The following is a 16393-nucleotide window of genomic DNA, read 5'->3' as shown; positions in this document are numbered from 1 at the left end:
GCTTAAAATGTTTTTCAGATGAAAACAGGCATTCAAAAAATTCTGTTCTCCCTGGCCGCGCTTTTCGCGGCCGGGGAAGCTGCAGCGCAGCAACAGCCGTTGTACGCGCAGTACCAGTATAACGGGATGGTGATCAATCCCGGGTATCCTTCGATGGATGAATTCGGCAGCGCCACGGTGGTGATGCGGAATCAGTGGGTGGGGATGGAAGGCGCGCCCAAAACGGCGACGTTCTCCTTTTATTCGCCGATAAAGTCTACGGGAACGAGCGTAGGTTTCATGGCGTTGAAGGATGAAATCACTATTTATTCGCAAACGGGTTATCACCTGAACGTATCGCAAAAGGTAAAGCTGGATGACAAATTGTACCTGGCGATGGGGCTGAAGGGAGGGATGGAGCAATACCGGGAGAATAACGAACATCTCGGAACGCCTGAGGATCCGGTGTTTTCGAACAACCAGTCGTATTGGAAAACAGACGTCGGATTTGGTTTCGTGTTGTTTTCCGACAAGTGGTTCGTTGGCTTTTCTGCGCCCTCGTTCCACAATTTTGACCTGGGCGGTTCTGTTAACAAAGTGGAGTTCAAGCGGCATATGTATCTGCACGGCGCTTATCTGACGAGGATTAACAGTTTCCTGAAATTCAAACCAGGGGTGGTTTTGCGCCAGGTTAGCGGTGCAGGTGTGCAGGCAGATATCAATGCGATGTTTATTTTGAAAGATGTGTTATGGGCGGGGGCAACGTGGCGGACGGAGAAATCAGCCTGTGCGACAATGCAGGTGCAGGTTTCAAAGAATTTCCAGTTTGGTTATTCGTATGATTTCGCATCCTCGACGCATTTGAAGAGCATGCAGGGGGGATCGCATGAACTGATGTTGAATTACCGGTTCAGTTTGGAGAAGGATAAAAAACCGACGCCGAGATTCCTTTAATCAATAAAAAATTATACATTAGATAAATAAATATCCGGGTTAATCAATCCGTCTTTTCACGGTAACCGTATATACCTCTCAAACAAGCCTACACGACAAGTTACAGGGGTTGTTTGACAGTGAAAATGGAATGCGGTGGTTTGGTTAATAGTTAGTTATCCTAACGTGAGTGTTTTGTAACTTCGAATTTTTAAATTAGATTTGATGTATAGTTGATACCGTAAGTGAGGTTGTTGATTTTGAGGTATCAATATAAGTTCTTTCAAAAGATCCGATTTTATTTCACCAAGATATTTTGCCTGGGCGGCAACGCAGGGCAGTAAGTTTTGTCTTAAGCTAAATTGGAGAAAAATCCGAGCCTGATGTTCGTGTCGGGCTCTTTTTTCAACTTTGGTTTGGCAGGCTTACAAAAAACATTTTAAAGAGTCTTATTAGGGAATAAGGGATTTTTGTCTTAAGCTAAATTGGAGAAAAACGAGCCTGATTGTCTTATCGGGCTCTTTTCATTTTACCCCCTTCCCATCGCTCCACTTCAACATAATTACATTCCGGAAATATTCTCCCGGACGCTCAGAAATAGTTAAGCAATCCTAACTATATAATGAAATTTTTGTAGATTTACAGAGAGGAAACCGGTGCTTTCTGCCCCTTTCCTTTTACATTCCTTACAACCGCATACACAAACTTTTTTTTATATCCACTTTGCATTACTAGTTAATTTGGAGGATGGGCCTGATTATCAAATCGGGCCTCTTTTTTTATGCGTTCTTCCAAAAAATTGCTAGATTTAAAACACACCAACGTACCGGAAAGCCATGAAAGAAGAGATGATCCTCATGCTGTTGTTCCTTGCCCACCTCTGGCTGGTGGTCCGGTTTGTGGTACTGCATACTTTCAAACGTGCCGACAATAACCGGCCCTACCATCTCAAGTGGCTCATGCTGGTTTTTTTCCTTCCTTTTATTGGATACGGGCTGTATTTCTGGCTCACCCGCAAAAGCGTGACGGGCAATCAATCCTGATCAACTTCGGTTCCCCTTTCTTCCTGATTTTCATTTTCCCTGCGCAGCCTTTCCCACTCGCGGGAAGTGGCCCTGTGTTGCCGTATGGCCCGTATAGACAGGCGCACGGCGATATAGAGACACAGGAGCGCGGCCGCCACCTGGAAAATGCTGTCGCCGATAAAGAGAAAGAAATCGAACGCGCCGTGGAACATCACCGCCCAGAAGAGCCCTGTGAACAGCAAAGTGCCCCGGTGCTGGGGGATAAACTTCGCGAGCCCGGTGTAATAACCCATGAGGATGGCGAAACAGGCGTGCGCCGGCACGGAAATGAACATACGCGCCCATCCAGTAGCCATGCCGAATTGGTATACGTAACTGATATTTTCCGCCGTGGCGAATCCCATGCCGATCATGATAGAATACACGATGCCATCGAAAGGCTCGTCGAATGCTTTTTTCGGATAGGCGAAGTACCGCAACACGAGGTATTTGCCGCCTTCTTCGCTCAACCCCACGATGATGAAGGCGTATATAACGGTGTGGAGCCACCCGCCGCCGGAAGAGCGCCAGCCTTGCAGGGCGGCCACCGATTGCACGGCAAGCGGGATCGCCACGCTGAGGACGCCCAACAGGAAACAACGGATCAGCAGGCCCAGGGGCTCGCGGTTGCGCTGGTCGAGCGCGTAAATGGCCAGCATGATGGCAATCCCCGGCGCTACGGCCAGGGCGAGGGCGTTTAATAACATGTCAGATTCCTTTGGATTTCCGGCGGGCGGACAGCCAGGATTCGAATGCCTGCAGGCCGAAGCTGCTGAGGTTCTTGTCGGCGGAGAGCCCGCCTTTCTGTGCTGTCAGCGTACCGTAGCGGATGTCGTCGAAGCCGGAGATATCGTGCGCGTCCGGGTCGATGGAGATCAGGGCGCCGCGGTCGATGGCCAGGGCAATCCATTCCCAATCAATGTCCAGCCGGCGCGGGTGCGCGTTCAGCTCGATCGCCACCTGGTTGGCCACGCAGGCGTCGATGATGGCGGGATGGTTGACGGGGTAACCGTTGCGGCTGAGGAGCAGGCGGCCCGTCATATGTCCGAGGATGGTGGTATACGGATTGGTGATGGCGGTGAGCAGGCGCGCCATGGCTTTTTCTTCCGGCATTTTCAGGTTGGAATGCACGGATGCGATCACGAGGTCGAAGCTGCGGAGGATTTCATCCGGGTAATCCAGGCTGCCGTCGTTGAGGATGTCGGCCTCAATGCTTTTGAATATTTTGAAGGGGGCGAGTTGCCTGTTCAGCTCGTCGATCTGCGCATGCTGCGCCAGGATGCGTTCGGGCTGGAGGCCGTTGGCATAGAAGGCCGACCGGGAGTGGTCGCTGATGACCAGGTATTCAAAACCTTTATCCCTCGCGGCTTTCGCCATATCTTCCAGGGAGCTGACACCATCGCTCCATTGGGAGTGGGAGTGGATGATGCCTTTGATATCGGTGGGTTGGATGAGCTGTGGCAGATTGCCTGCGGCGGCTTTCAGGAGGATGTCGGGTGTTTCGCGGAGGGCCGGTTCAATGAAGGGGAGGCCTGCGCGGGAGAAGATCGCGGCTTCGTCAGGTTCATTTCCACCGTTGGAAGCGCCTTCGCGGTTGAAGAACGCGGTGAGGAAAGCCTCGGTTCCTGTGGTGGTGAACAGTTTGGTGGCGAAGTGTTCGGGCGCCACGCCATAAAGGCGTATTTTGACCTGCTCGCGGAATTGGAGCAGGATGGAATCGTCGTTATTACCGAGCCTTTCGAAGCCGTCGAGCGCGTGGAAAGTTTCTGAGACTTTGTCGATAGGAGTTCCGATGACGGCTTCCAGCTCGTCGATCACGGGTTGTTGCCTGCGGAAGGCGCCGGTGAGGGCAACGGGGGCGGGGGAGAAGGTTTTTTCGAGCAGCTGGAGGAGTTCTTTGGCGAAGGGTTCCACTTCCGCAAAGAGGAAACGTTCGCGGTTGGAGAGGAAGAATTCGATTCCCTGGCGGATGGATTCCTGTGTTTTGGCGCCGAATCCTTTGAGGAGGGTGAGGCGGTTTTCGTTACAGGCGTAGAGGAGTTCGCCGAGGGATTCGATTTCGAGTTCTTTCCAGATGGTGGCGATTTTCTTGGGCCCGATGCCTTTGATGCGCATCATATCGAGGATGCCCGCGGGTGTTTTGGCGAGGTAGTCTTCGAGGGCGGTGTATCGGCCGGTATCCAGCATTTCGAGGACGGATTTGCCGGTGGATTCACCGATGCCTTTGATGCGGAAGATGGCGTCGCGGGGTGTTTCCTGGAGGGGAACGGTGAGTTTTTCTATTTGAAATGCCGCGTTGGCGAGAGATTTGGCTTTGAAGGGATTATCTCCGTGGATGTCCATGAGTTTGGCAAGCAGGGAGAAATTATCGGCGATGACGTAATTATCCATAGGGGCTAAAGGTAACAAAAAAAGAACCTCGATTTTCATCGAGGTTCTTTATGCTACAGTTTGTAAATCCGATCTTACATGGCCGGAGCTGCAGGAGCAGAGGGAGCAGCTTTTTTAGGAGCGGCTTTCTTTTTCGGAGCAGCTTTCTTGGCGGCGGCTTTTTTAGGAGCAGCTTTCTTGGCAGCGGCTTTCTTAGGAGCAGCTTTCTTGGCAGCGGCTTTTTTAGGAGCAGCTTTCTTAGCAGCAGCTTTCTTCGGAGCGGCTTTCTTAGCAGCGGCTTTTTTAGGAGCAGCTTTCTTAGCAGCAGCTTTTTTCGGAGCGGCTTTCTTAGCAGCGGCTTTTTTAGGAGCAGCTTTCTTTGCAGCAGCTTTTTTGGGAGCAGCTTTCTTAGCAGCAGCTTTTTTAGGAGCGGCTTTCTTAGCAGCAGCTTTTTTCGGAGCAGCTTTTTTTGCAGCAGCTTTCTTAATTGTTGCCATTGTTTTTTGAATTTTGGGTTAGTAATTAAAATTGGGTATTAAAAAAACTTTATGGCAAACACTGCGTGGAATTAGGCTTCCGCCTGCGCAGTGGTGTCAAATGATTTTACGGAAACGAAAGTCCGGTTCTCGCGGCCTTTCCTGAATTCCACCACACCGTCGGTCAGCGCATAGATCGTGAAGTCCTTACCGATTCCAACATTGGAACCAGCATGGTACACGGTGCCTCTCTGACGGATGATGATGTTACCGGCTACAGCTGCCTGACCGCCGAAGATTTTAACCCCGAGCCTTTTGCTTTGGGAATCGCGGCCGTTCTTTACACTACCTTCACCTTTTTTGTGTGCCATTGTATTATAACTTTAGAAACTTTTAGTCAATATGAATTTAAGCAATTTCGTTGATCTTGATCTTGGTGAAGTGAGTGCGGTGACCCACTTTCTTCCGGAAGCCTTTTCTGCGCTTCATCTTGAAAGCGATCACTTTGTCACCCTGCACATGGCCCAGAATTTCAGCCTTGATCACTGATTTTACATCAGTACCAACGGTAAGCTTACCGTCGTTGTCAGTCAGCAGAACTTCTGCAAATTCTACTTTATCTCCGACGTTCCCAGTCAGTTGGTGTACGAAGATCTCCTGATCTTTCTGCACCTTGAACTGCTGGCCTGCGATTTTTACAACTGCGAACATAGTATTTCCAAAAATAATTTCCTGCAAAGGTATTACTTTGTTTTTTAATCAACAAAACAATTCCTGCAATATTAATGCCTGTTTATCCACACCGGATCAGTACAGAACTGAAAAATAGTGAATTACATATCAAAGATACGCACTTTTTACAATTTTAGTTTTTTTAACAATTGTTTACATCCCCCTCCCCGCCAACAACCACAGGCCACCCGCTGCTTTCCGCCCCGCAAGCCCCGCCTGTGGCCCGTTTGAAAAACGCTGAACTTGTGTACAATTTTTATACATTTGTTACTTACGTTGATCATTAAAATAACGGGGCATGAAGTTTAAATCACTGCTGGCCAAACCATTTGCTTCCATTATCGCCAACAAGGTGAAGAAGGAAATGATGAGGGCGGCGGAAGACCAGGAGGCCATCCTCCAGGATTTGCTGAAGACGGGCAAGAAGACAGAATTCGGGAAAGCGCACCATTTCGATACCATCAACTCCTACGATTCCTATAAACAAGCCGTTCCCATCCGGGATTACGAGCAGTTCAGACCCTGGATCGACAAAATCAAGGAAGGCCGCCATAATATATTATGGAAAGGGCTCCCCATGTATTTCGCCAAAACGTCCGGCACCACCTCCGGCGTCAAATACATCCCCATCTCCAAAGAATCCATCGACCATCACTTCAATACCTCCCGCAACGCCGTTTTTTGCAACGTCGTGGAAACGGGAGACGCCACCGCGTTCGACGGCAAGCTGATCTTCCTCTCCGGATCCCCGGAACTGGAAAGGATCGCCGGCATCCCCACCGGGCGCCTCAGCGGCATCGCCAACCACCAGATCCCCCGGTACCTCCGTACCAACCAGCTCCCCACCTACGAAACCAACTGCATCGATGACTGGGAAACCAAGCTGGGAAAGATCGTGGATGAAACCATCAACCAGGACATGCGCCTCATCTCCGGCATTCCGCCGTGGATGCAGATGTACTTCGACGAGCTCACCGCCCGCAGCGGCAAACCCGTCGGCGAGCTGTTCCCCAACTTCAACCTCCTCGTGCATGGCGGCGTCAACTTCGAGCCCTACCGCGCCAAACTGATGGACTCCATCGGCCGGAAAGTGACCACCATCGAAACTTTCCCCGCCTCCGAAGGCTTCTTCGCCTTCCAGGACACCCAGCAGCAGGAGGGCCTGCTCCTCAACACCAATGCCGGCATCTTCTTCGAATTCGTACCCGCCGCCGAGATATTCTCCCCCAATCCCACCCGTATTTCCCTCAAAGACGTGGAAACGGACGTCAACTACGCCATGGTCGTAAGCACCAACGCGGGATTGTGGGCGTATAATATCGGGGATACCGTCAAGTTTGTATCCCGCAATCCATACCGCATCCTCGTCACCGGCCGTACCAAACACTTCATCTCCGCATTCGGCGAACACGTCATCGGCGAAGAAGTGGAACAAAGCCTCATGGGCGTGGCCGGCCGCCACAACATCCGCATCACCGAATTCACCGTGGCGCCTAAGGTGCAGGTGAACGGCGAACTGCCCTACCACGAATGGTTCGTGGAGTTCGAAGAAGCCCCCGGCAACCTGGAAGGCTTCGCGCAGGAGGTGGACCAGGTAATGCAGCAAAAGAATATTTATTACAACGACCTGTTGACCGGCAACATCCTCCAGACCCTGAAAATCAGGCCGGTACGCAAAAACGGGTTCATCGACTATATGAAATCCATCGGTAAACTCGGCGGGCAAAATAAAGTGCCCCGCCTCAGCAACGACCGTACCATCGCGGACGAGCTGGGCAAGTACCTGGAAGGCCGCTGACAGCGCACCTTCCCGGGAAAGATCTCCCCGCCGGACAGGCGGGGCGCCCCTTTTCGCACGCTGCAATTGAAAAAACCTTTAAATTTAAACGCAAGGAGAGATTACAAGCGATCATGAGTAAAAAACGTATAGGCATTTTCGGGTCCACGGGTTCCATCGGCCGCCAGGCGCTGGAAGTGATCGAGGCCCATCCCGCCCTGTTTGAAGTGGAAGTGCTCACGGCACATTCGAACGACGCCCTGCTCATCGAGCAGGCGTTGAAGCACCGGCCCAACGCCGTTGTGATCGGCGACGAAAGCAAGTACGCCGCAGTGAAGGATGTTTTATTCGACCAGGGCATCAAAGTGTTTGCAGGCCCTTCCGCCATGGTGGAAGTGGCCGCGTGGGATTCCATCGACCTGATGCTGTCTGCCATCGTAGGTTTCGCCGGCCTCGCGCCCACCCTGAGCGCGCTGGAACAGGGAACCCCCGTAGCCCTGGCCAACAAGGAAACGCTCGTGGTAGCCGGCGACATCGTGATGGCCACCGCCCGTAAGAAGAACGTGCCCCTCATCCCCGTGGATTCCGAGCATTCCGCCATTTTCCAATGTCTGCAGGGCGAGCCCCTTTCCAGGGTGGAAAAGGTGATCCTCACGGCTTCCGGCGGACCGTTCCTCGGCAAAAAGACCAATTTCCTCATCAACGTAAAAAAAGACCACGCCCTGCAGCATCCCAACTGGAGCATGGGCGCCAAAATCAGCATCGACTCGGCCACCCTCATGAACAAAGGCCTGGAGATGATCGAAGCGAAATGGCTCTTCGGCCTGCATCCCGACCAGATCGAAGTGATCATCCACCCGCAATCCATCATACATTCCATGGTACAGTTCACTGACGGATCCCTGAAAGCCCAGATGGGCCTGCCCGATATGAAGTTGCCCATCCAGTACGCCATGGGGTACCCCGACCGGCTTACCAACGATTTCCCGCGGTTTACCTTTAAAAATTACCCATCCCTCACCTTCGAACAGCCCGACGTGAAAACGTTCCGGAACCTGGCCATCGCCATCGAGGCGTTACGGAAAGGGGGAACGCCGCCTGCGTCATGAACGCCGCCAACGAAGAAGTGGTGAACGCCTTCCTGAAAAACAGGATCGGGTTCCTGCAGATGACGGAAGTGATCGAGGAAACGATGGCAAAAGTGCCTTTCGTGGAAAAGCCCACTTTACAACAATATTACCAGGCCGACACAGCTGCCCGCGATCATGCCGCAGAATTGATACATAGCCTGTCCTAATTACTTACATTCGCAAAAAAATCCTGGTTTTTCAAGCAAATACATGGAAACAACCGCAATATTAGTCAAGGCAGGCCAGTTGCTCCTTTCTTTATCGATCCTCGTGGTCCTGCATGAACTCGGGCACTTTATCCCAGCCAAACTGTTTAAGACGAAAGTGGAGAAATTCTATCTCTTTTTCGATCCCTGGTTTTCCCTTTTCAAATTCAAAAAAGGCGATACGGAATACGGCATCGGATGGCTGCCCCTGGGCGGTTATGTGAAGATTTCCGGGATGATCGACGAGAGCATGGACAAGGAACAGATGAACCGTCCTCCGGAACCCTGGGAATTCCGTTCCAAGCCGGCCTGGCAGCGCCTGATCATCATGATCGGCGGGGTAACGGTGAACCTGATCCTGGGCTTCCTCATCTATACGCTGATCCTCTGGCATTGGGGCGAGAAGCTGCTGCCCGTGGCCAACGTGAAATATGGTATTTATACCGATTCGGTAGGTTATAAGATCGGCCTGAAGGACGGAGATATATTAATGTCGGTCGACAATAAGCCGCAGGAAGATTTCCGGGACATCACCAAAGGCGTGATCCTGGACGAGGCTAAAACCATCCAGGTGATCCGGGATGGGAAGCAGGTGGATGTGCATATCCAGGAAGGTTTTGTGGGCGGCACCATCAAGAAGAAAGGGCCGATCGCGGCGGTGCGCCTCCCGGCGGTAATCGACACGGTTTTGGCGGAAATCAAAAAGGTGGAAACACCGGCTTACAAGGCGGGCCTCCGGGCGGGGGATACCGTGCTGGCGATCAACGGCCAGCCAGTGCAGTGGTTCCATGAGATTTCCAAACTGGTGGTGAAGGATACGGGTAAAACGATTTCCGTAACGGTGAAACGCGGTGCGGATACGCTGACCAAAAGCGCAACGATCCCTTCGGCGGGTTACCTGGGCGTGAACATTTCCCCCGATCGCCACCTGGAATATGTGACGAAACATTACACCTTCGGCCAGGCGATCCCTGCCGGTTTTACAACGGCCATCGAAACGCTGGTGGACTATGTGAAACAGCTGCGCCTGATTTTCGTTTCCAAGGAAGTGAAGGCCAGCGAGTCGCTCGGAGGGTTTATGAGCATAGGGAACCTGTTCCCGTCCGAATGGGACTGGCAGAGCTTCTGGACGCTGACGGCGCTTTTGAGCATTATCCTGGCGTTCATGAATATTCTCCCGATACCCGCGCTGGACGGGGGACACGTATTGTTCCTCATTTACGAGATCATCACCGGCCGCAAGCCCAGCGAGAAGTTCATGGAATATGCGCAAATCGTGGGGATGGTATTGCTGTTCGGTTTGCTGTTGTACGCAAACGGACTGGATATCTGGCGCTGGCTGACAGGTAAATAATTCGGAGAATTTTCGTATCTTTGCGTTGCGAAAATACCGGGGCTGACCGGTTTTGACAGCATAGGTCTTTGAAAGTGTAAGCATGCCGTGCGTTGGATAATTAGCACGTAAATCTGAATACCCGAACTTTAATTGGCGAATCTAACTACGCCATGGCTGCCTAATCAGATTAGGTACCCATTATAGCCGCCGGAATTGTGTCCTACTGCGACTCCCGCCGCTGAATCAAAACCACAGATGGATAAGTGCACATGGTTTCTGTGAGTGTGCAACGAAAAACTTAACGGATAAGGGCAAGGTTGGTTTGTTCCGTTCCTGCCAGGCCTCGAAAAAGCAATAAGGAAATAAGCATGTAGAAAGCTTTCCGGGAATATGTTTGGACGCGGGTTCGACTCCCGCCAGCTCCACCTCTCATCATTAAAAAATCAATAGGTAAGTCCAAAAGACTTACCTATTTTTTTTGCTCAAAATTTACCTTAAGGAAGTCGATTATGTGTTTCGCTTGGTTTGTGGGAATATACCGACTAGCAGGTTGCCATCGTCAGCATAATGAGTTTTTTATATCTAATTGATCTTAGGAGAAAAACGTGGGGAAAAACTGAGGGTAGCTATAAAAAAGAAGATGCCTACATTTGTAAGCATCTTCAACGATAATTTTTTCACTGAATCGTTTCGGATTCAGGCGGGATTATTCGCTTAATCCATCTTTAATACTGTAAAATTACAAATATTTTCTCGATCAATGTATATGTTTGGCTTGCTGTAGTTGTAAAATACTTTGCGGAAATATAACTGGATAATCGATTAATTCCATATTGTCGAATGATTATTCCACAAGTTAGTCTGCGCATTGTTGGGTATTAAAATATGAATTGTTCATATTTACTTGCTTAAAACTAGATTTGTAACCATCAGGGAAGAAGCCACTGCTGCTTTAAGAGAAATAATGCAGGAAGTGGCACTTGCAGGTCTTCCACTTTAATACGCAAAGAAAAAAAAGCTGTCGTCAAAAGTAGCACACATCCCCGAACTGTTTCCTATTCCTCCATCCGCACATTCCCCGGTACCTTCCCCGCCCGGATATCCATAATCAATTTTTGCATGTCCTTATTACCGGGGTATCCGGTCATCTGCAGCTTCAGTTCACCCTGTTTGTCGTATACAAAGTAAGTGGGAATGGCGCTGAACTTGTGCGTTTCCATGATATGCTCCCATTCTCCTCTTGTGAGATAATATTGTTCCCCGCCGATGCCCCGGATATATTGCTCCCATTGTTTTTTGGGAGAAGATGGGTTGCTGATGTAGATGAATACCACATCTTTCCCCGACAATTCCTTTTTCAATGACCGGGATTCGCCAATGGCTTCCAGGCAAGGGACGCACCAGGTGGCCCAGAAATCAACGACCACCGTTTTCCCTTTGTACCGGGAAATGATGGCGGACATCAGTTCGGCGGGAGGTACGGTTGGAGTAGGGCGTATCACCGCAGCTTCTTTCAGCCGGGACTGGGCAATGATTTCCTGGTTCCGGCGCAGGAGGATCTTTTGCATATCACTCCCTTTGTAATGTTTTTTGATGTGCTCCACTTGTTTGTCCGTGAGCGGAGTTACTTCATGCTCGAATTGCAAGCCATATGCATTGCCCGCGAGCACGTCATAGAACTGCCCTTCATCGAATCCCAGCAACGGTGCCAGGATGCCTTTCACCTGTGCAAGCCATTCACGAACTGGTGTGTCGTGGATAGGCGGGAGGTCGAGCGCGGGGTTTTGCAGCATTTCTTTCGCAAAGGATGGATAGGCGTAATTCAGCAGGTAAAGGGGATTGTTCAGGTCGAGTGTTTTGAGGAACGTGTAATCCTGGCGGACGGGCATCCGGATCAGCGCGCTGTCGGGGAATGCGCCGTTATGGAGATTGCTGTAATTCCTCATCATTTCTTCCTGATACGAGAATACATGTCCTTCAAACAAGTTCAGCGAATATTCGCGGAACAGGATTTCTTTCATGTTACCGGAAACAAAAGGCGGTTTGTCGAGGAGGAAACGTCTGTCTTCAATTACGTTGCCGGCATGTTCGATAAATGCGCTGAATGGCTTGTCGTACAAGGCTATTCTCGGTTTATCCGAACGGTAATCAATTATATCATCCAGTTTTCGCTGGCTGAAGAGCAGGTCATCTTCCGTGAATGCGGGGAACCCGCTGACGCTGGCCTTGTTGATGGTGCCTTCTTCATCATATCCGAATGCGATTTTGTTGTCATGCCCGGTTTTCAGCAGGATGGTAATCATGTTTTCCAGGTTGATATCCGTCCGGGCGGCGCCTCTCACCAGGTTAGTGGTGGTATTGACCTTCAGGGTAAACCTGCCGTGGCGATCGAGGAGCGTTTTGTAGATTTTGTATTCCCCCGTGAATGGCTGAGGGATCGTGAGATGCAGCCAGACGCTGTCTTTCCTGATTTTTTCCGGGATCGATACTTCGCCTGAAATATGGATTGTGCCTGCTTCCAATACAGGCGCGGGCGTTTGGGCGAATGCGATGGCAGGCAGAAAAATGAGTAGGGAAATAAAAGCTCGCAGGATAGCATTGAAAATTGGCATGGTGATGTCAGGGGAATGTATGAATAAGGTAACTGGCTGGCGGGAATCACATCCAGCCGGGATAACGACCTACAATATACGCGGTTTTTCGTACTATTTGCCCATGTATGCATCCCATTTTCGATAGCCGGCCAATGGCTTGGACTATAGGAATACGGCGAATAAGCGGTAAGTGGGAAATGCGCAAAGCCTGAGTGCGCAGGCGCACTCAGAATACCTCCACCACTTTCGCGGCGCCGCTGTATTTTACCGGCAATATCTCACCAAAACGGTCCGGCTGCCCCATTTCCACACCGATCCCCAACAGGAATGAATCACTGTCTGGTATGCTGCCTGATATTTGCAGCGGTATGCTGATTTCGGGCGCAGGAGATGCCGGATGCTCCCATGGCGTTGCATGTGTTTGCGTCATGAACCCAGCCAGGTTCCGGGCGGCATCGGAAACAGCTGCGTCACGCACCACACCAAGACAAGCCACGAAGCGGTAAAACGCGCCTTTGGGCGGGAGGATTAAATTCACGCCGGGAATGATAGCAGGAATGGTGATAACGGCGGCGCTTTCGTCGCGGTTGGTGTGTATATGCAGCGGATGGCGCAGGAAGCCGTCGAAGGGCTGGGGAAGGTTGATGCTGAACCCCCGCAGCATATGGCGGTGCCGCGAAAGCTGTACTGTCCGCTGCCCGCGCTCGTGTTCCGTATCGAGCAGCTGAATTTGTTTGGATAACCTGTTGAGCGCGCCGGTGAATTGGGTATCCCCCATATGGACCAGCGGGAATATCGCCTTCCGGATGCCCGCGGTCAAACGCGTGCATGCTTTAAATTCACTATTGTTTTCGCGGGTACGGATGAACTCGGGAGCCGTTTTCAACCGCTTCCTGGAATGCCCCGCCGCTTTCCGGATGACCGTTTTGCCGGTGCCTTTCATCTTGTAGGCTGTCAGGTTTCCTATTTTGCCTGTAAACTCGAAAGGGGTTTCTAACGTAGCCATATGCAAATGGTTTTGAGGTAGTTAATGGATATCGACAGTTATGATACATCCAATAACAAGTAACCTTCCCTTATAGTTCAGTTACGGTTGAGACAGGGTTGAGTTACCCCTTTATAGGGAGGCTCAACGATGGCTGAACCGTATCTCAAGGGTATCTCAAGGGTATCTCATCCCTCCTGTAACCTCCCATAGTGCTTACTTCTACCTAAGTGAAAGGCTACTTTTTCCGCATTGCGTAAACGAATTTCCCGATACGATGGGGAAGCGACCCGGGCACCGCGCTACATTTGCGGCCGGATTTTAACATTTCTTTAAAAAATCTATATGCGAATCAAACTCAAGAATATAACCTTTCTGGCAGCCGCCTGCATCGCTTTCGTATGCGCTTTGCCTGCCATGGCCGGGGTAGAACCCCTTTCCGCCATCAAGGTGAAGGTGGTGACCAACGACGGCTCCCCCGCCGGCTTTGTAACCCTGCAGCTGAAGGAAAAGAACCGCGGCGGCATGACCAACGAAAAAGGCGAATATGTTTTCAGGAAACTCAACGCCGGCCGGTACACCGTGCAGGTGTACCTCATCGGTTACAATAAAGTAGAGCAGGAAGTGGACCTCAAAGACGATGAGATCCAAAGCATCAGCATCCAGCTGGAAGCCACCCACGCAGAACTGCAGGAAGTAGTGGTGAATGGCGAAAGGAACAAATACAAAGTGGACCAGGTTTCCGGATCCCTCCGCCTGCAAACCCCCATCCTCGAAGTACCCCAGAACATCCAGGTGGTATCATCCACCGTGCTGGCTGACCAGCAGGTATTCGATATCGTGGATGGCATCACCCGCAACGTGAGCGGCGCCACCCGCACCGGCCACTGGGATAACCAATACGCCAACATCCGTATGCGCGGCTCCAAAATCCCCGCATTCCGCAATGGCATGAACATCGAACAAAGCTGGGGCCCCACCGCGGAAGATGTTTCCATGATCGAACGCATCGAATTTGTGAAAGGCCCCGCCGGCTTCATGCTGGCTGCCGGTGAACCCGGCGGCTTCTATAACGTGGTCACCAAAAAGCCCACCGGCCAAACCCGCAACGCCGTGAACCTCAGCATGGGCAGCTTCAACACCTACCGCGCCGCCTTCGACTTCGACGGCAAACTGAGCAAAGACGGCAAATGGCTCTACAGGCTCAACCTCGCCGGCCAGCAAAAAGACTTTTACACCAAATACAACTACAACAAACGCGTAGTGGTCGCTCCGTCCGTAAAATACCTGCTCGACGAGAAAACATCCTTTACCCTGGAGTATACCTACCAGGCATCCAAATATCTCGGCAACGGGAACTACACCTTTTCCAAACGCAAACTGCTGGATGAGGGCATTGCGAACGATTTCTTCTACCAGGACCCCGCCCTGGAACCCAGCACCCTGAAAGATCACAGTGTGTACGTGTACTTCGACCACGAATTCAGCGACAAATGGAAAGCCCACGCGCAGGTAGCCTACTTCAATTTCGCCATGGAAGGCAGCAGTATGTGGCCTTCCAAAATCGAAGAGAATGGCAATATGTTCCGCTACGTAAGCCAGGGCGACGAAGCCGGAGAAAACCGCTTCGGCCAGTTCTCGCTCACCGGTGAAGAATACACCGGCGCCGTACGCCATCGCATTCTTGCCGGCGTAGATATGGGCGTCAAGAAATTCTGGGGCGACTTCCGTACGCTGAGAAACGATGTACGTCTGGATTCGATTGCCCCCATCTTCAATGTCTACAATCCCAGATACGGTATTCCTGTCGACTCCATGCCGATGCTCGACCGCAGCCGGAGCGTACGCCAACGTGCCGCTACCTCCGGGTACCTCTTTTCCACAAGCTATGCTTCCGTATATATACAGGATGAACTGGGCTTCTTTGACAACAATCTCCGCCTTTCCCTGGCTGGCCGCTTCACACAGGCGATGACCACCGGCCGCGACAAAGCTGCCGATAAAGTGGATAAGGTATTTTCTCCCCGGGTTGGTCTGAGCTATTCCATCGATAAAAACACCAGCGTGTACGCGTTGTACGACCAGTCGTTCGTACCCTTGGCCGGTGTGGATTCTTCCGGCAACGCTTTCGATCCCGTGAAAGGCAACGACATCGAGTTCGGTGTGAAAAGAGACTGGTTTAAAGGCCGCCTCAGCACCTCCGCTACTGTATACCAGATCAAAAGGGTAAACAATACAACGAACACCGGATTAACCGACAGCCGCGGCCAGGCCGTACTGATACAGCTCGGCGAAACCACCACCAAAGGCGTGGAGATCGATATCAACGGCGAGATCACTCCCGGCCTGAATGTGACGCTGAACTATGCGCTCACCGATTCCAAGATCTCCCGTGAATCTCCTACTATCACGGATGAAGCGAAAAAGACAGTAGGCAATATCACGCCCAATACCGCCAAACACGTGACCAACGCCTGGGTAAACTACCATATGGTGAAAGGCCCGCTGAAAGGTTTCGGCGTTTCCGGCGGCTTCCAATGGCAGGCTGAGCGTGCGGTAGGCACTAATACCCGTGTGTCCAACATCCCCAACTACTTCCGGGTAGACGGCGGCCTGAATTACCAGTCAGGCAAATACACCATCGGTCTCCTGGTGAACAACCTGCTGGATGACCGCAAACTGCTGACCCAGGCCACCTTGCCGGCGAGCGTTTCCGGCTACTACACCTACATCGTGGAAGCCCGCAGGAACTTCCGCATGACTTTTGGATACCGTTTCTAAAAAACAATCATCGCAAAACAGAAAGGCAGT

12 protein-coding genes, 1 other RNA gene and 1 pseudogene are annotated in these 16393 nt (G+C 51.4%); 7 read left to right on the top strand and 7 right to left on the bottom strand.

Going from position 1 to position 16393, the window contains the following annotated elements:
- Positions 1–18: 18 nt before the first annotated feature.
- Both WJU16_RS06725 and WJU16_RS06720 read left to right on the top strand, forming a co-directional pair.
- Complete coding sequence (locus tag WJU16_RS06725) at positions 19–933, top strand: PorP/SprF family type IX secretion system membrane protein (protein WP_341837558.1); 915 nt, start codon at positions 19–21, stop codon at positions 931–933.
- A gap of 815 nt (positions 934–1748) precedes the next feature.
- Complete coding sequence (locus WJU16_RS06720) at positions 1749–1955, top strand: PLDc N-terminal domain-containing protein (protein WP_298716165.1); 207 nt, start codon at positions 1749–1751, stop codon at positions 1953–1955.
- Here the strand turns inward: WJU16_RS06720 and WJU16_RS06715 are convergent.
- From WJU16_RS06715 to rplU, 5 genes are all read right to left on the bottom strand, one after another.
- Positions 1946–2683, bottom strand: a complete 738-nt coding sequence (locus WJU16_RS06715; protein WP_341837557.1) for a PrsW family glutamic-type intramembrane protease — start codon at positions 2681–2683, stop codon at positions 1946–1948. The genes WJU16_RS06720 and WJU16_RS06715 overlap by 10 nt on opposite strands.
- Position 2684: 1 nt before the next feature.
- Positions 2685–4367 carry a helix-hairpin-helix domain-containing protein gene (locus WJU16_RS06710; protein ID WP_341837556.1) on the bottom strand — a complete coding sequence of 561 codons (1683 nt, stop codon included), beginning with the start codon at positions 4365–4367 and terminating at the stop codon, positions 2685–2687.
- A 74-nt stretch (positions 4368–4441) separates the two neighbouring features.
- A complete protein-coding gene (locus tag WJU16_RS06705; RefSeq protein WP_341837555.1) occupies positions 4442–4843 on the bottom strand; it encodes a histone H1-like repetitive region-containing protein in 402 nt (133 codons plus the stop codon).
- 71 nt (positions 4844–4914) lie between these two features.
- Positions 4915–5193, bottom strand: a complete 279-nt coding sequence (gene rpmA / locus WJU16_RS06700; RefSeq protein WP_109697096.1) for a 50S ribosomal protein L27 — start codon at positions 5191–5193, stop codon at positions 4915–4917.
- 37 nt (positions 5194–5230) lie between these two features.
- Positions 5231–5560 (bottom strand): 50S ribosomal protein L21, encoded by a 330-nt coding sequence (gene rplU / locus WJU16_RS06695; RefSeq protein WP_298708030.1) that lies wholly within the window; start codon positions 5558–5560, stop codon positions 5231–5233.
- 292 nt (positions 5561–5852) lie between these two features.
- Between rplU and WJU16_RS06690 the strand changes: the two genes are divergently transcribed.
- From WJU16_RS06690 to ssrA, 4 genes and pseudogenes are all read left to right on the top strand, one after another.
- A complete protein-coding gene (locus tag WJU16_RS06690) occupies positions 5853–7352 on the top strand; it encodes a GH3 auxin-responsive promoter family protein (RefSeq protein ID WP_341837554.1) in 1500 nt (499 codons plus the stop codon).
- Between the two features lie 113 nt (positions 7353–7465).
- A pseudogene (locus tag WJU16_RS06685) lies at positions 7466–8628 on the top strand (1-deoxy-D-xylulose-5-phosphate reductoisomerase).
- 43 nt (positions 8629–8671) lie between these two features.
- The gene (gene rseP, locus WJU16_RS06675; RefSeq protein ID WP_341837551.1) at positions 8672–10021 is read left to right on the top strand and encodes an RIP metalloprotease RseP; all 1350 of its coding nucleotides are present in this window, start codon (positions 8672–8674) and stop codon (positions 10019–10021) included.
- Between the two features lie 38 nt (positions 10022–10059).
- Positions 10060–10431: a transfer-messenger RNA gene (gene ssrA / locus WJU16_RS06670) on the top strand.
- A gap of 627 nt (positions 10432–11058) precedes the next feature.
- Here the strand turns inward: ssrA and WJU16_RS06665 are convergent.
- Both WJU16_RS06665 and WJU16_RS06660 read right to left on the bottom strand, forming a co-directional pair.
- Positions 11059–12615, bottom strand: coding sequence for a TlpA family protein disulfide reductase (locus WJU16_RS06665; protein WP_341837550.1), 1557 nt, complete (start codon positions 12613–12615; stop codon positions 11059–11061).
- A 208-nt stretch (positions 12616–12823) separates the two neighbouring features.
- On the bottom strand, positions 12824–13603 hold the full coding sequence (locus WJU16_RS06660) for a hypothetical protein (RefSeq protein WP_341837549.1): 780 nt from the start codon (positions 13601–13603) through the stop codon (positions 12824–12826).
- Between the two features lie 324 nt (positions 13604–13927).
- On the opposite strand from WJU16_RS06660, the gene WJU16_RS06655 reads away from it, so the two are divergent.
- Positions 13928–16363, top strand: coding sequence for a TonB-dependent siderophore receptor (locus WJU16_RS06655; RefSeq protein WP_341837548.1), 2436 nt, complete (start codon positions 13928–13930; stop codon positions 16361–16363).
- The last annotated feature ends 30 nt before the right edge of the window (positions 16364–16393 follow it).

The organism is Chitinophaga pollutisoli (assembly GCF_038396755.1).
Classification (GTDB): domain Bacteria; phylum Bacteroidota; class Bacteroidia; order Chitinophagales; family Chitinophagaceae; genus Chitinophaga; species Chitinophaga pollutisoli.
Note: the sequence above shows the minus strand (reverse complement) of the source record. Positions and strands in the feature narration are given on the sequence as shown.

Coding starts and splice junctions, on each gene's coding strand:
- WJU16_RS06660 (WP_341837549.1), bottom strand. CDS start 13,603: ATGGCTACGTTAGAAACCCCTTTCGAGTTTACAGGCAAAATAGGAAAC.
- WJU16_RS06715 (WP_341837557.1), bottom strand. CDS start 2,683: ATGTTATTAAACGCCCTCGCCCTGGCCGTAGCGCCGGGGATTGCCATC.
- WJU16_RS06725 (WP_341837558.1), top strand. CDS start 19: ATGAAAACAGGCATTCAAAAAATTCTGTTCTCCCTGGCCGCGCTTTTC.
- WJU16_RS06710 (WP_341837556.1), bottom strand. CDS start 4,367: ATGGATAATTACGTCATCGCCGATAATTTCTCCCTGCTTGCCAAACTC.
- rpmA (WP_109697096.1), bottom strand. CDS start 5,193: ATGGCACACAAAAAAGGTGAAGGTAGTGTAAAGAACGGCCGCGATTCC.
- WJU16_RS06665 (WP_341837550.1), bottom strand. CDS start 12,615: ATGCCAATTTTCAATGCTATCCTGCGAGCTTTTATTTCCCTACTCATT.
- WJU16_RS06690 (WP_341837554.1), top strand. CDS start 5,853: ATGAAGTTTAAATCACTGCTGGCCAAACCATTTGCTTCCATTATCGCC.
- rseP (WP_341837551.1), top strand. CDS start 8,672: ATGGAAACAACCGCAATATTAGTCAAGGCAGGCCAGTTGCTCCTTTCT.
- WJU16_RS06655 (WP_341837548.1), top strand. CDS start 13,928: ATGCGAATCAAACTCAAGAATATAACCTTTCTGGCAGCCGCCTGCATC.
- WJU16_RS06720 (WP_298716165.1), top strand. CDS start 1,749: ATGAAAGAAGAGATGATCCTCATGCTGTTGTTCCTTGCCCACCTCTGG.
- WJU16_RS06705 (WP_341837555.1), bottom strand. CDS start 4,843: ATGGCAACAATTAAGAAAGCTGCTGCAAAAAAAGCTGCTCCGAAAAAA.